Annotated in this window: 14 protein-coding genes; 3 read left to right on the top strand and 11 right to left on the bottom strand. The window is 69.7% G+C overall.

What is annotated here, in order from left to right; genetic code table 11:
* Positions 1 to 8 precede the first annotated feature (8 nt).
* Positions 9 to 1,310 (top strand): guanine deaminase, encoded by a 1,302-nt coding sequence (locus ACFX43_RS26730; protein WP_378838694.1) that lies wholly within the window; start codon positions 9 to 11, stop codon positions 1,308 to 1,310.
* A 117-nt stretch (positions 1,311 to 1,427) separates the two neighbouring features.
* Here ACFX43_RS26730 and ACFX43_RS26725 read toward each other — a convergent pair whose 3' ends face one another.
* The 9 genes from ACFX43_RS26725 to aceB all read right to left on the bottom strand — a co-directional run bounded on the left by ACFX43_RS26725 (position 1,428) and on the right by aceB (position 8,642).
* Positions 1,428 to 1,670 (bottom strand): hypothetical protein, encoded by a 243-nt coding sequence (locus ACFX43_RS26725; RefSeq protein WP_355019401.1) that lies wholly within the window; start codon positions 1,668 to 1,670, stop codon positions 1,428 to 1,430.
* The gene (locus ACFX43_RS26720; protein ID WP_355019402.1) at positions 1,667 to 1,900 is read right to left on the bottom strand and encodes a ribbon-helix-helix domain-containing protein; all 234 of its coding nucleotides are present in this window, start codon (positions 1,898 to 1,900) and stop codon (positions 1,667 to 1,669) included. The genes ACFX43_RS26725 and ACFX43_RS26720 overlap by 4 nt, the downstream gene beginning before the upstream one ends.
* Before the next feature lie 89 nt (positions 1,901 to 1,989).
* Positions 1,990 to 3,402, bottom strand: coding sequence for a nucleobase:cation symporter-2 family protein (locus tag ACFX43_RS26715; RefSeq protein WP_378838688.1), 1,413 nt, complete (start codon positions 3,400 to 3,402; stop codon positions 1,990 to 1,992).
* 9 nt (positions 3,403 to 3,411) lie between these two features.
* Positions 3,412 to 4,332 carry a factor-independent urate hydroxylase gene (pucL, locus tag ACFX43_RS26710; RefSeq protein WP_378838683.1) on the bottom strand — a complete coding sequence of 307 codons (921 nt, stop codon included), beginning with the start codon at positions 4,330 to 4,332 and terminating at the stop codon, positions 3,412 to 3,414.
* 1 nt (position 4,333) lies between these two features.
* Positions 4,334 to 4,666, bottom strand: a complete 333-nt coding sequence (uraH, locus tag ACFX43_RS26705; protein WP_355228221.1) for a hydroxyisourate hydrolase — start codon at positions 4,664 to 4,666, stop codon at positions 4,334 to 4,336.
* On the bottom strand, positions 4,663 to 5,169 hold the full coding sequence (uraD, locus tag ACFX43_RS26700) for a 2-oxo-4-hydroxy-4-carboxy-5-ureidoimidazoline decarboxylase (protein WP_378838662.1): 507 nt from the start codon (positions 5,167 to 5,169) through the stop codon (positions 4,663 to 4,665). The genes uraH and uraD overlap by 4 nt, the downstream gene beginning before the upstream one ends.
* Positions 5,170 to 5,269: 100 nt before the next feature.
* Positions 5,270 to 5,737, bottom strand: coding sequence for a helix-turn-helix domain-containing protein (locus ACFX43_RS26695; protein ID WP_378838658.1), 468 nt, complete (start codon positions 5,735 to 5,737; stop codon positions 5,270 to 5,272).
* A gap of 53 nt (positions 5,738 to 5,790) precedes the next feature.
* Complete coding sequence (locus tag ACFX43_RS26690; RefSeq protein ID WP_378838651.1) at positions 5,791 to 7,044, bottom strand: DUF6986 family protein; 1,254 nt, start codon at positions 7,042 to 7,044, stop codon at positions 5,791 to 5,793.
* A complete protein-coding gene (aceB, locus tag ACFX43_RS26685; RefSeq protein WP_378838646.1) occupies positions 7,041 to 8,642 on the bottom strand; it encodes a malate synthase A in 1,602 nt (533 codons plus the stop codon). The genes ACFX43_RS26690 and aceB overlap by 4 nt, the downstream gene beginning before the upstream one ends.
* A gap of 164 nt (positions 8,643 to 8,806) precedes the next feature.
* Here aceB and ACFX43_RS26680 point away from each other — a divergent pair, with 164 nt between their 5' ends.
* Positions 8,807 to 9,574: an IclR family transcriptional regulator gene (locus ACFX43_RS26680; protein ID WP_160025653.1), complete on the top strand. Its 768-nt coding sequence runs from the start codon at positions 8,807 to 8,809 to the stop codon at positions 9,572 to 9,574.
* Between the two features lie 11 nt (positions 9,575 to 9,585).
* Here the strand turns inward: ACFX43_RS26680 and ACFX43_RS26675 are convergent, their stop codons facing one another.
* Positions 9,586 to 9,960, bottom strand: a complete 375-nt coding sequence (locus ACFX43_RS26675; protein WP_378838634.1) for a VOC family protein — start codon at positions 9,958 to 9,960, stop codon at positions 9,586 to 9,588.
* A 121-nt stretch (positions 9,961 to 10,081) separates the two neighbouring features.
* On the opposite strand from ACFX43_RS26675, the gene ACFX43_RS26670 reads away from it, so the two are divergent.
* On the top strand, positions 10,082 to 10,855 hold the full coding sequence (locus tag ACFX43_RS26670) for a carbonic anhydrase family protein (RefSeq protein ID WP_378838615.1): 774 nt from the start codon (positions 10,082 to 10,084) through the stop codon (positions 10,853 to 10,855).
* An 8-nt stretch (positions 10,856 to 10,863) separates the two neighbouring features.
* Here ACFX43_RS26670 and ACFX43_RS26665 read toward each other — a convergent pair whose 3' ends face one another.
* On the bottom strand, positions 10,864 to 11,790 hold the full coding sequence (locus ACFX43_RS26665) for an alpha/beta hydrolase (RefSeq protein ID WP_378838612.1): 927 nt from the start codon (positions 11,788 to 11,790) through the stop codon (positions 10,864 to 10,866).
* Between the last annotated feature and the right edge of the window lie 162 nt (positions 11,791 to 11,952).

Below are 11,952 nucleotides of genomic sequence, written 5' to 3'. Positions count from 1 at the left end.
ACCCCACGATGACGCTCTTCCGAGGAACCTTCCTCGACACCCCCGACGACCCCTTCACCGGCGGTCGGCTCCGCACGGAGCAGGACGGCGCTCTGCTCGTACGCGACGGCGTGATCCGCGCCCGCGGCAGCTACGCCGATCTGCACCGCCAGCACCCCCAGGAGGAGGTCGTCGACCTCTCCGGCGGCTTCGTGCTGCCCGGATTCGTCGACACCCACGTGCACTTCCCGCAGGTACGCGTCATCGGCGGCCTCGGCCTGCCGCTGCTCGACTGGCTCGACCAGTGCGCCCTCCCCGAGGAGGCGCGCCTGGCCGACCCGGCCTACGCCGAGGGCGTGGCCAGCGACTTCGTCCGCGGCCTGGTCGGCGCCGGCACCACCACCGCACTGGTCTTCGGCAGCCACTTCGCGCCCGCGGTCGACACCGTCTTCGCCGAGGCCGCCCGCGTCGGGTTGCGGATCACCAGCGGCCTCGTGGTCAGCGACCGGCTCATCCGCGAGGACCTGTTCACCGACCCGGACCGGGCCCGCGAGGAGTCCCTTGCGCTCGCGGCGCGCTGGCACGGCGTCGGCCGGGCCCGCTACGCCGTGACGCCGCGGTTCTCGCTGTCGTGCTCTGACCCGCTGCTGGCGGCCTGCGCCGACGTGCTCCGTGCCGTACCGGGGGCGATGCTGACCTCCCACGTCAACGAGAACACCCGCGAGATCGAGACCGTCGAGGCGCTCTTCGGCTGCGACTACGTGACCTCCTACGATCGGCACGGCCTGGTCGGCCCCGGCACCGTCCTGGCGCACAACGTGCACCCCACCGACCCCGAGCTGGCTCTGTTGGCCGCCCGCGGCGCCGCCGTCGCGCACTGTCCCTCCAGCAACGCCGCCCTCGGCAGCGGCCTCTTCCCACTCGCCCGCCACCGCGCCCACGGCGTACGCGTGGCGATGGGCTCCGACGTCGGCGCCGGCACCGGGTTCTCCCTGCTGAAGGAGGGCCTGAGTGCGTACGTCGCCCAGCAGCTCCTCGGCGAGGCCGGTCACCCGTTGACCCCCGCCCACCTCCTCCACCTGGCCACGCGTGCCGGCGCGGAGGCCCTCGGCCTGGGGGCCGCGGTGGGCGACTTCTGCGTCGGCCGCCGCTTCGACGCCCAGTGGATCAAGCCCGCCGCGAGCACACCCCTCGACGTCGGCCTCACCCACGCCGCCGACCCCGGCGACGCCCTGGCCAAGATGTTCGCCCTGGGCACCCCCGCCGACGTACGCAGCGTCTGGATCGAGGGCGAGCTCGTCGACACCCCCGACCCTCACCTCGTGGGCTGACGCAAATGCATGCCGAGTCGGCTCGTCATGACGAGCCGACTCGGCGCGTTTTCAGGTGAGGACGGGCCGACTCGACCGACGTACGGCAATTCCTCAGCAAACAAGCAGGCACCGTGCTCAGGGCAGCAAGTCCCAGTACTGCTTTCGGGCCGGCATCGCGTGGATGACCATCTCGTCGCCGCTTTCGAAGATCAGCACAACCGTCTCGAGCAGGCGCGCCCGGGTGTCGAAGCCGAGACGCAGCTCACGGTGTGGCCAGTCGTCTTCCTCGAGTGGCTCGATCCACTGCGACCAGTCAGCCGCCTGTACCGCATCCTCATGCGCCACCCCGTGCTTGAGCGCGCTGGGATGGACTTTCACGCGGCGTAACCGGCCAGGGCACGCCTGATCGCCTCGGATCGGGACAAGTGCTCTCGTTCGGCCAGCGCATCCAAGGCTTCGAGCTCCTCGGCGGTGAGACGGACGGCGACGACCTGCATCGGCTCGGCGCCCCGCCCCGGGCGACCGCGCCCGCGACGCTTCAGTTCCTCGACGTCGTAACCCGCCTCGGCCTCGTCCGCCCACTTCTGGATCTGCTCGTCAGTGCCCATAAGGAAATCGTATGACGAAAATCGGGATTGCGGTAGCGCCCGCCCGTCTACGGGAGCGGGCGCTGCGACGTACGGCATTCCTCAGCCGGTCACGAACGCTCGATGTCGTCGTCGAGCCGGTCGCCGAAGCCCTCCCGAGAATCCTGGGAGGCGGCGAAGACCGAGGCGCCGGAGCGGTTGCCGACGGTGATCTCGTTGAACAGCAGGTTGAGGACGACGGCGACCAGGGCGGTGGCGCTGATGCCGGAGTGCATGACCACTCCGAGCCAGGACGGGAAGGCGTCCCAGAAGGTCGGGGCGGCGATCGGCAGGATCCCGACGGCGAGAGCCACGGAGACGATCACCATGTTGAGGTTGTCCTCGTAGTCGACGCGCGAGAGCGTACGGATCCCGCTGGCCGCGACCGAGCCGAACAGCACGATGCCGGCACCGCCGAGCACGGGATACGGGATCGCGGCCACGACCGCCCCGACCACCGGCAGCAGCCCGAGGAGCAACAGCACGAGACCACCGGTCGCCACGACGTACCGACTCCGGATGCCGGTGAGCGCGACCAGGCCGACGTTCTGCGCGAACGCGCTGCACGGGAACGTGCCGAACAGCGGGGCGACCGTCGTGGCGGCCATGTCGGCGCGCAGACCACGGGCGACGCGCTTGGCGTCCACGTCGGTCTCCACGATCTCCCCGATCGCCAGGATGTCCGCGGTCGTCTCGGTCATGATCACCAGGATCACGATCGTCATCGAGACGATCGCCCCGACCTCGAAGGTCGGAGTCCCGAAGTGCAGCAAAGGCGGGACCGCGACCAGGTCGGCCTTGCCGACCGAGGAGAAGTCGGCCCGGCCGGCGATGGCGGCGATGACGGTCCCGGCGACGAGCCCGATGAGGATCGAGAGCCGTGAGATCGCGCCCTGGAACACCCGGCTGATCACCAGGATGATGAGCAGTGTCAGCCCGGCGTACGCGATGTTCGTCATCGACCCGTAGTCCGGCGCGGAGGCGTCGTTCCCCATCGCCCAGCGGAACGCCACCGGCATCAGGGATAGCCCGATGACCGTGATGATCGTGCCGGTGACGACCGCGGGGAAGAGCCTGACCAGCTGGGCGAAGAACGAGGAGAGCACCAGTCCGATCAGGCCGGCGACGATGATCGCGCCGAAGACCGGGCGCAGCCCGTCCTCGCTGGCGATGGTGACCATCGTCGACACGCTGGCGAACGAGATGCCCTGCACGATCGGTAGCCGGCTGCCGAACGGTCCGAGACCGAGCGTCTGCAGCAGCGTGGCGAGGCCCGACACGAAGAGCCCCGCGGTCACCAGCAGCGCCAGGTCGGTGCCGGACAGGCCCGCGGCACCCCCGACGATGAGCGGCGGCGCGATCACGCCGCCGTACATCGTCAGGATGTGCTGCGTGCCGTAGGCGAGGAGCTGGCCCGGCGGATGCCGCTCGTCCTCAGGTCGTGTCGTGATCGGCGCGGTGGCCTGCCTCCTGCGACCTAACACGGCCGGGCCTCAGCAGAATCCGGGGATGGCGTGCCAGGCGTTGCCTGCATCGGGGGCCTCGTCGCGTACGACCGAGGCCTCGATCAGGCCGTAGGGCCGGTCCGCGGCGAAGAAGACCTCGCCGGGGTTGTCCAGGCCGAAGGGCGAGAGGTCGGAGAGGAAGTGGTGCTTGTTGGGTGCGGAGAACTTGATCTCGGCGACGTCACCGTGCTGCTCGAGCACCGAGGTGCCCATCCCGTGAAGCGTCTGCTGCAGCGCGAGACTGTGGATCTCCGCGAACCGCTGCAGCAGCAGGGCCCGGATGGAGTCGTACGACTTGTCCCAGTCCACCTCCGTGCCCGAATAGCGCCAGCGGGCGACGAGCGAGGTCGCCAGGATCCGGTCGGTGGTCTCCTGCAGGGTCGTGTACTCGTCCTTGAGGAAGCCGTGGAACTCCGAGCCGGTCGACTTGAGCACGACCAGGTCCTTGATGCCGGACACCACATGGGCGACCCTGTCCTCCCCGCGGCCGTCCACATTGACCACGGTGGTCCGTACGCCGCCGCCCGAGCGGACGAAGGAGTGGTCGTGACCCGCGCCGCCAGACTCGGGATCATCAGTCTGGATCCGGTCCCAGGCGTACTCGTCGATCTCGACCCGGGCGCCCTCGGCAGCCGGACAGGCCTCGAGGAAGCGGTCGGCCAGTGCCAGCGCGAACTCCTCGATCGAGGCGACGCCGATCTCCTTCGCGTAGGCGAAGACCGTGTTCTTCTGGGTGTCGGTCGGCAGTACGTCCTTCTGGTCGCCGCTGGTGTGGGCGTCGTCGAAGCTTCCGCGCAGCGCGGTGGAGACGTTGAGGTCGCGGATCTGGTGGCGAGGAGTGTCGCGGTAGATGCGTACGACGCGGTTCTCGGCCTTGCCGTACTGGTTGGGTCCAAGACGAATGGGCATGTCAGCTCCCTCGGTAGGTGGAGTAGGCGAACGGGCTCAGCAGAAGTGGCACGTGGTGGTGCCGCCGGTCGGTGACCGCGAAGGTGACGGAGACCTGCGGGTAGAAGCACTCCTGACCGGTCGCCGCGTAGTAGGCGGCGGTGCCGAACCGGAGCTGATAGGTGCCGGCCGGGACCTGATCGGGTCCCAGGTCGGTCACCCGGCCGTCGTCGTCGGTGACGGCGTCGGCGAGGACATGGTCTGAATCGTCGATCCGGCTGAGCCGGACCGGGACACCGGCGGCCGGGCGGCCGAGCGCGGTGTCGAGCACGTGGGTCGTGATGGCGCTGGTCATGCCGAGACCTCCGCGGCCAGGACGCGCTCGAGGCGGAGCAGCGCGATCCGCCGCAGCTCGTCGGCGACCACGGCCGCCTCCTCGTCGTGCTCATGGCCGAGCCGGTCGCGGAGGGAGGCGAGGACCTGGTCGGCCGAGAGGCCCGTGGCGCAGATCAGGAAGACCCGGCCGAAGCGCTCCTCGTAGGCCCGGTTGCCCTCGGCGAGGGCCTGTGCCGTGGCCTGGTCGGTGCCGACCGCGGCCTGCTCGCGCCGCGACCAGGCAGCCTCGGCGTGCTCGCCCTCGGCGCGCTCCCCGATCCGGGGGTGGGCGGCCAGCGCCTGATCGACGTCGGCCGCGGTGAAACGTCGGCCCGCCTCGTCCGCGGCCCGGACGACATCGGCCTCGTCGGCGTAGGGGCGCCCGGCCAGGACCGCGGCGACCCAGCTCGGGGCGTCGCAGCAGGCCTGAAGCAAGGGCCGTACGACGTCCGCCGGTGAGGTGTTGAAGCTCTGGAGATCCATGAACCGTTCTCTCTCGCTATGCGGAAACTAATTTCCGTACAGCAACAACGATTGCATGTGTCTCTCGTCACAGTCAACAGTTTGTTGAAAAGTCTGGGGACTACTCCCGTTCACGGTTCAGGTAGTTGTAGACCGTGAAGCGGGTGACGCCGAGCGCCGCCGCCACGATCTCGGCGCTCTTGCGGTACTCGAACGCGCCGCGCTCCTCCAGCAGCCGCACGGCGCGCTGCTTCCCCTGGCGGTCCAGGGCTGCCAGGTCGCCGCCGAGGCTGTCGGCGACCTCGGCGAGCAGCGCGTCCAACCCGCTGGCCGTACGCCGCGGCGCGCTGTGTCCTTCGACCCGGACCTGGAAGGTGATCTGGTCGGCGCCGTGGTCCAGGCCCGCGGCCACCACCTCGGCCAGCGTGGCCAACACCGCGTCCCGCTCGCCGCGCACCGATGTGCCCAACGGCCCGAAGTCACACTCCAGACCTGCCTCGCGGGCGGCCGCGAGCGCCGCCGTCGCGTGCTCGGGAGGCTCGCCCTCGCCACAGAACGGTTCGGTGGTGAACTCGGCTTCGACGCGCATGGCGGCAGGCTACCCAGCCTGCCGCCATGTCCGACGCAATGAAACAGCCGGCGTCAGCCGATCCGCCGACGAGCCAGCTCGGCCAGCTTGGCCTGGTCGATTCCGGCGAGCGTCTCGACCTCGTCGGCCGCGACGGCACCGCACTCCACGCCACGCAGCACGAATGCGGCGAGCGCGGCAGCGGTGGCGGGCTCGTCGAGATAGCTGGAGTCGCCGCCGTGGACGTACGCGCGCAGGCGAGCGGAGGCGACCTCGAGCCCGTCCCGGAAGAACGCATAGGTCGCGAGGTAGCGGCTGGGGAGCTGGGCCGGATGCAGGTCCCAGCCCTGGTAGATCCCGCGCGCCAGCGACCGGCTCACCAGACGTGAATGGAGCCGCCAGGCGGCGCGTACGGCCTCGGGGTCTCCGACCGGGAGCACGTTGGTCGAGCCGTCCGAGACGAAGACGCCGGTGCCGGCGGCGGCCACCTGCATCACGTCCTTGGCGTGGTCGGCGACCGGGTGCTCCATGCTCTGGAAAGCGGCCGCGACCCCGAGCGAGGCGGAGTAGTCGTAGGTCCCGTAGTGCAGGCCGGTGACGCGGCCGCCGCCGGCGGCGATCATCCGCGCGATCAGCGCGGTGCCGTCGGAGCCGAGGATCGCCTGCGGCGTCTCGACCTGGATCTCGAAGCGCAGGCTCCCGGCGTCGATCCCGTGAGCAGCCTCGAGCGCGGACAGCGCGGTGACCATCGCGGTGACCTGCTCGACCGAGGTCACCTTGGGCAGGGTGATGACGAAGCCGTCACCCAGCCCGCCCTCGCGGACGAGCTCGCCGAGGAAGAGGTCGAGCGTACGCAGCCCGCGGTGTCGCGTCGGGGCCTCGAAGGACTTGATCCGGATGCCGTGGAACGGCGCCGCGGAGCCGTCACGGACGGTGGCGGCGAGCGCCCGGGCGGCCGCCACCACCGCGGCATCCTCGTCCTCGTCGGGCCGAGCGCCGTAGCCGTCCTCGAAGTCGATCCGCAGGTCCTCGATCGGCTCGGCGGCCAGCTTGGCCGTCACGCGATCGTAGATCTCGTCCGCCAGGCCTGGAGCGAGACCGAACGCCTCGGCGACCTCGGCCGCCGAACCCCCGTGCTCGGCCAGCACCTGACCGGACTCCGCGGACCACTCCGCGACAGTCTTCTCGTCGTAGCGGTCGCCCGGGACATAGACGGTGTGCACCGGCTGACGTACGCCACGATCCCCCGGATAGCTCGCAGCCAGCGCCGCATCGGCGCCGGCGAGCGCCCGGTCGAGCCGGCCGATCAGGTTCTCGAGATGGCTCATACCCCCACCACCTGCTCGTACGCCGGCAAGGTCAGGAAGTCGACGTAGTCGTCGGCGAGCGCGACCTCCTCGAAGATGGTGCGGGCCTGCTCCAGACGGTGCTCGATCCCGTCGGCCGCCGTGAGCAGCTTCGCCATCTCCTCGTCCAGGACCCGGCGTACGAGCTCCGCGGTCACCTGGGTGCCGTCGTCGAGCTTCGACTCGTTGTGGATCCACTGCCAGATCTGCGAACGGGAGATCTCGACGGTGGCCGCGTCCTCCATCAGGTTGTGGATGGCGACGGCGCCCGCGCCCCGGAGCCAGGCGTCGAGGTAGACCAGCGAGACCTCGACGTTGTCACGCAGCCCGGCCAGGGTGATCGCGCCGCCCGCCGAGGCGACGTCGAGCAGATCCTCGGCGCGCACCTCGACATCGTCGCGCTGCCGGTCGACCTGGTTCGGCCGGTCGCCCAGCGGTCCACTCAAGACGGCGTCGAAGATCTCGCGGCAGATCGGGACCAGGTCGGGGTGGGCCACCCAAGAGCCGTCGAAGCCGTCGCCGGCCTCGCGCTCCTTGTCCTCACGGACCTTGGCGAAGGCGGTGGCATTGACCTCCTGGTCCCGGCGGCTCGGGATGAAGGCAGCCATGCCGCCGATGGCGTGGGCGTTGCGGCGGTGGCAGGTCTTCACCAGCAGCTGGGCGTACGCACGCATGAACGGCGCGGTCATCCCGACCGTCGCCCGGTCGGGCAGCACGAACGAGGGGCCGGCGTCGCGGAAGTACTTGATCAGGCTGAACAGGTAGTCCCATCGGCCCGCGTTGAGCCCCGAGGCGTGGTCGCGCAGCTCGTAGAGGATCTCGTCCATCTCGAACGCGGCCGGGATCGTCTCGATGAGGACGGTCGCGCGCACCGTGCCGTGCGGGATCCCGAGCTTCTCCTGGGCGAAGGTGAACACGTCGTTCCACAGCCGCGCCTCGAGGTGGCTCTCCATCTTGGGGAGATAGAAGTACGGCCCGCTCCCGCGCTCCACGAGCTCGCGCGCGTTGTGGAAGAAGTAGAGCCCGAAGTCGACCAGGGCGCCGACGACCGGCTTGCCGTCGACCAGGACGTGCAGGTCGTCGAAGTGCCAGCCGCGCGGGCGCATCACGATCGTGGCCAGCCGCTGGTCCTGCTTGAGCTCGTAGAGCTTGCCCTGCGGGGACATCGCCGAGATCTGCCGCCGCACGGCGTCGTACAGGTTCACCTGGCCGCCGACCACGTTGCTCCAGTGCGGCGTGCTGGCGTCCTCCATGTCGGCCAGCCAGACCCGCGCCCCGGAGTTGAGGGCGTTGATCGTCATCTTCCGATCCGTCGGGCCGGTGATCTCGACGCGGCGGTCCTGGAGGTCGTCGGGGACAGGCGCCACCGTCCAGTCACCGGCGCGTACGTCGGCCGTCTCGGGCAGGAAGTCGAGCCGGCCGGTGCGGGCGACCTCCTCGCGGCGTACTCGGCGGGCGGCCAGGAGCTCGTCACGGCGGGCCCCGAACCGTCGCTGCAGTTCCGCGACGAAGTCGAGGGCCTCGGGGGTGAGGATCTCGGCTCCTCGCTCGACCTCGCCACCGGTGATCTGAATGTTCACGAGCTCCACCCTCCCAGGGCTTCAGTTTTCCTTTGAATGGATTCTTCTTTCCGCATTGCGGATATTAATCCGGCCAGACAAGGGACGCAACCAGCCAGATTTCCTCTACACGACGCTAGACTTCCGTCATCCGGAAGACAGTACCCATAGATCGGGGAGCTCAGGTGAGCGAGAACGAGAAGGCGCCGAAGGCACGCACCGGGGCGGTGCAGTCGATCGAGCGCGCCTTCGCACTGCTGGAGACGATGGCCGATGCCGGCGGGACCATGGGGCTCTCCCAGCTCGCCGCGGCTTCCGGCCTGCCGCTGCCGACCATCCACCGGCTGGTGCGCACCCTCGTCGACCTGGGCTACCTCCGCCAGGAGGCCAACCGGCAGTACGTCCTCGGCCCGAAGCTGATCCGGCTCGGCGAGAGCTCCTCGCGCATGCTCAGCACCTGGGCCCGACCGCACCTCACCCGGCTCGTCGACGAGGTCGGCGAGTCGGCCAACCTGGCGATGCTCGACGGCGACCAGATCGTCTACGTGGCCCACACCGAGTCGCGCCAGTCGATGCGCATGTTCACCGAGGTCGGCCGCCGGGTCTCCCCGCACTGCACCGCCGTCGGCAAGGCCATCCTCGCCGACATGGCTCCCGACCAGGTCCGCGACATCCTCCGGCGCACCGACATGGTTCCCTACACCTCGACCACGATCACCTCGCGCGATGACTACCTCGACCAGCTCGAGCAGGTCCGCGAGCGCCGCTACGCCATCGACGAGGGCGAGCAGGAGGCAGGCGTACGCTGCGTCGCCGTCGCCGTCCCCGACTACGCCCCGCGCCTGGCGATGTCGATCAGCGGGCCGACCGGGCGGATGAGCGACGAGCTCATCGAGCGCGCCGTCCCGCTGCTCACCGAAGCCGGCAAGCAGCTCGCCGCCGACCTGGCCTGAGCTGCGTACGCTCAGCCGCCGTACGGCACCGTGATGATCTCGAGGTTGTGTCCGTCGGGGCTCTCCCAGTAGACGCCGCGACCTCCGTCGTTGTGGTTGATCTGGCCCTCCCGCCGGTGGAAGGGGTCGGCCCAGTAGGTGATGTCGCGGTCCTGGATCCGCCCGAAGATCTCGTCGAACTCGGTCTCGGACACCTTGAACGCGTAGTGCTGCGGCCGGAAGTCCTGGTCCTCGACCACGTCGAGGCTGACCTGGTTGGTGAGCTCGACGACCCGGAACGGGCCGAAGACCTGGGCCTCCGGAAGCCCGAGGATCTCGGTCAGATGGGTCGCCATCGCGTCCCGGTCGGAGGCGTGGACGATCGTGTGGTTCAGCTGGACGCTCATCGGATTCTCCTCTCGCGTCATCACGACTCTAGGTCGCGGACACGACACTGCCGACCGCAATTCGTGGTACGTATTGCGGTCCACGGGTCACCTCGACCCGGTAGATCTCGGGAGATCTGACATGAACCGCACCACCGTCGGGCTGAACCGTCGCGCACTGCTCCAGGGAGCCGCCGCCATCGCGGGGCTCACCGCTCTGTCCTCGTCAGCAGCCGCATCCGCGACCTCCGCCGGCCCACCGCACCAGAGCCCCATCCGCATCTACCGCGGCGACACTCAGCACGCGCACCTGCCCGCCCTGCACGTCCACTATCCCCACGACGCGACCGTCACGATGAAATACATCCGCGAGGACACCGACGAGCCCGACGGCTGCACCGTCCGTGGCGACGAGGAGACCGTACGCGCCGAGCTCCCGCCCGGGGTCGGGTCGCTCGAGATGGGCGGCGTGACGTACGGCCTGGTGCAGTTCCACTGGCACACCCCGAGCGAGCACCTGCTCTCCGCCCGGGACTACCCGATCGAGATGCACTTCGTGCACCAGGACGCTTCCGGCCACACCCTCGTCGTCGGTGTGTGGGTCCGCCCGGGGCTCACCAACCCGACCCTTGCCCGCCTCTACGACCACCTGGTCTCCGAGTGCTCGACCGCCGACCACGTCGGCCACATCGACATCGGCGCTCTCCTGCCCCGCCGGCACACGTCCTACCGCTACGACGGCTCCCTCACGACCGCGCCCTACACCGAGCACGTCCAGTGGGTCATGCTCACCGACCCGATCACCGCCTCACCCCGCCAGATCGGCCGGTTCCGCACCATGTTCCCGACCGGCAACCGCCGCGACGTCCAGGACCTCAACGACCGAGTCGTCCTGAGCGACCGCGGGCTCCTCTAGGAACTTGATCAGCTGACTGGGACGCCGAGGTTCTGGGTGAAGAAGGCGCCCAGTCTCTCCACGGCTGCGGCGACGAAGGGCTCCCGGTCGTAGAGATCCACGTGGCTCGCGCCCTCGACCCAGAAGATCTCCTTCGGCCCCACCGCTCGCTGGAAGGCGTCGATCGTCATCCATGCCGTCTCCGCACGGGTGCCGACCACCATGAGAAGCGATCGCTGCCCGATCAGCGGCACCGGCGCGAACACGTCGAACGTCGCCATCTTGTCCACGCTCGTCCAGTCGAATGCCTTGGCGGCTCGCTCGTGATCGGCGCGCGGGGTGCAGTAGTAGTCGAAGCCCTCGGCCGCGTGCTCCCCGCCGATGGCTCGCGCCTCGTCCGCAGTCGCCGGGAAGAGAGGCAGGACCCCGGGGTCTTCGCCATTGGCACGGGCTGTGCGGGCAGCCGCCGCCCCATCGAGCATCGCCTGGAACACGGCCGGGTCCTGGGTGCCGTTGGAGCCGAGACGGAACTGGCGGGCGACATCGACAGCGCAGACCGTCCCGAGCGCCTTGATCCGGTGGTCGCCGGCTGTCGCGGGGAGCGAGTAGCCGCCCGACGCGCAGATCCCGAGCACCCCGATGCTCTCGCTGTCGACCTCCGGGCGGGTGGTCAAGAAGGAGACGGCCGCCTTGATGTCCTCGATGCGCTGAGCCGGGTCCTCCAACCCTCGGGGAAGACCACCGCTGGCGCCCTGGTACGCCGCGTCGTAGGCGACCGTCACGAAGCCCTGCTCGGCCAGCCGTGAGGCGTACAAGCCGGAAGCCTGTTCCTTGACACCCGTTCCCGGGTGACCGACGACGATGGCGGGCGCGGCGCTGGCGCCTGCGGGGACGTAGAGGTGGGCAGCGATCTGAATCCCTGCGCTGTCGAATGTGACATCGAGCATGGTGACCATGGGGTCTCTCCTTCGTGCTGGCGGCCGGTCCCTCCGGTCCGCACCGGGGGCGTCCGCCTCCGGCACACACCAAGTTCCACCGCTTCGAAGGACCGCAAAAGCGGCCAGTATCTGCCGGGGAATGTTCCTTCCCTCCCAGACCGCGTACGCCCCGGCCACAAT

Origin of the sequence: Nocardioides sp. YIM B13467 (assembly GCF_042788075.1) — a bacterium.
Classification (GTDB): Bacteria; Actinomycetota; Actinomycetes; order Propionibacteriales; family Nocardioidaceae; genus Nocardioides.
Note: the sequence above shows the minus strand (reverse complement) of the source record. Positions and strands in the feature narration are given on the sequence as shown.

What these genes read in the sequence shown, in the direction of transcription:
- uraH (WP_355228221.1), bottom strand. Translation starts at nt 4,666, where the DNA reads ATGACCAGCGCCATCACGACCCACGTGCTCGACACCGCGCTCGGCCGC.
- ACFX43_RS26665 (WP_378838612.1), bottom strand. Translation starts at nt 11,790, where the DNA reads ATGGTCACCATGCTCGATGTCACATTCGACAGCGCAGGGATTCAGATC.
- pucL (WP_378838683.1), bottom strand. Translation starts at nt 4,332, where the DNA reads ATGCCCATTCGTCTTGGACCCAACCAGTACGGCAAGGCCGAGAACCGC.
- ACFX43_RS26690 (WP_378838651.1), bottom strand. Translation starts at nt 7,044, where the DNA reads ATGAGCCATCTCGAGAACCTGATCGGCCGGCTCGACCGGGCGCTCGCC.
- ACFX43_RS26695 (WP_378838658.1), bottom strand. Translation starts at nt 5,737, where the DNA reads ATGCGCGTCGAAGCCGAGTTCACCACCGAACCGTTCTGTGGCGAGGGC.
- ACFX43_RS26730 (WP_378838694.1), top strand. Translation starts at nt 9, where the DNA reads ATGACGCTCTTCCGAGGAACCTTCCTCGACACCCCCGACGACCCCTTC.
- ACFX43_RS26670 (WP_378838615.1), top strand. Translation starts at nt 10,082, where the DNA reads ATGAACCGCACCACCGTCGGGCTGAACCGTCGCGCACTGCTCCAGGGA.
- ACFX43_RS26675 (WP_378838634.1), bottom strand. Translation starts at nt 9,960, where the DNA reads ATGAGCGTCCAGCTGAACCACACGATCGTCCACGCCTCCGACCGGGAC.
- uraD (WP_378838662.1), bottom strand. Translation starts at nt 5,169, where the DNA reads ATGGATCTCCAGAGCTTCAACACCTCACCGGCGGACGTCGTACGGCCC.
- ACFX43_RS26720 (WP_355019402.1), bottom strand. Translation starts at nt 1,900, where the DNA reads ATGGGCACTGACGAGCAGATCCAGAAGTGGGCGGACGAGGCCGAGGCG.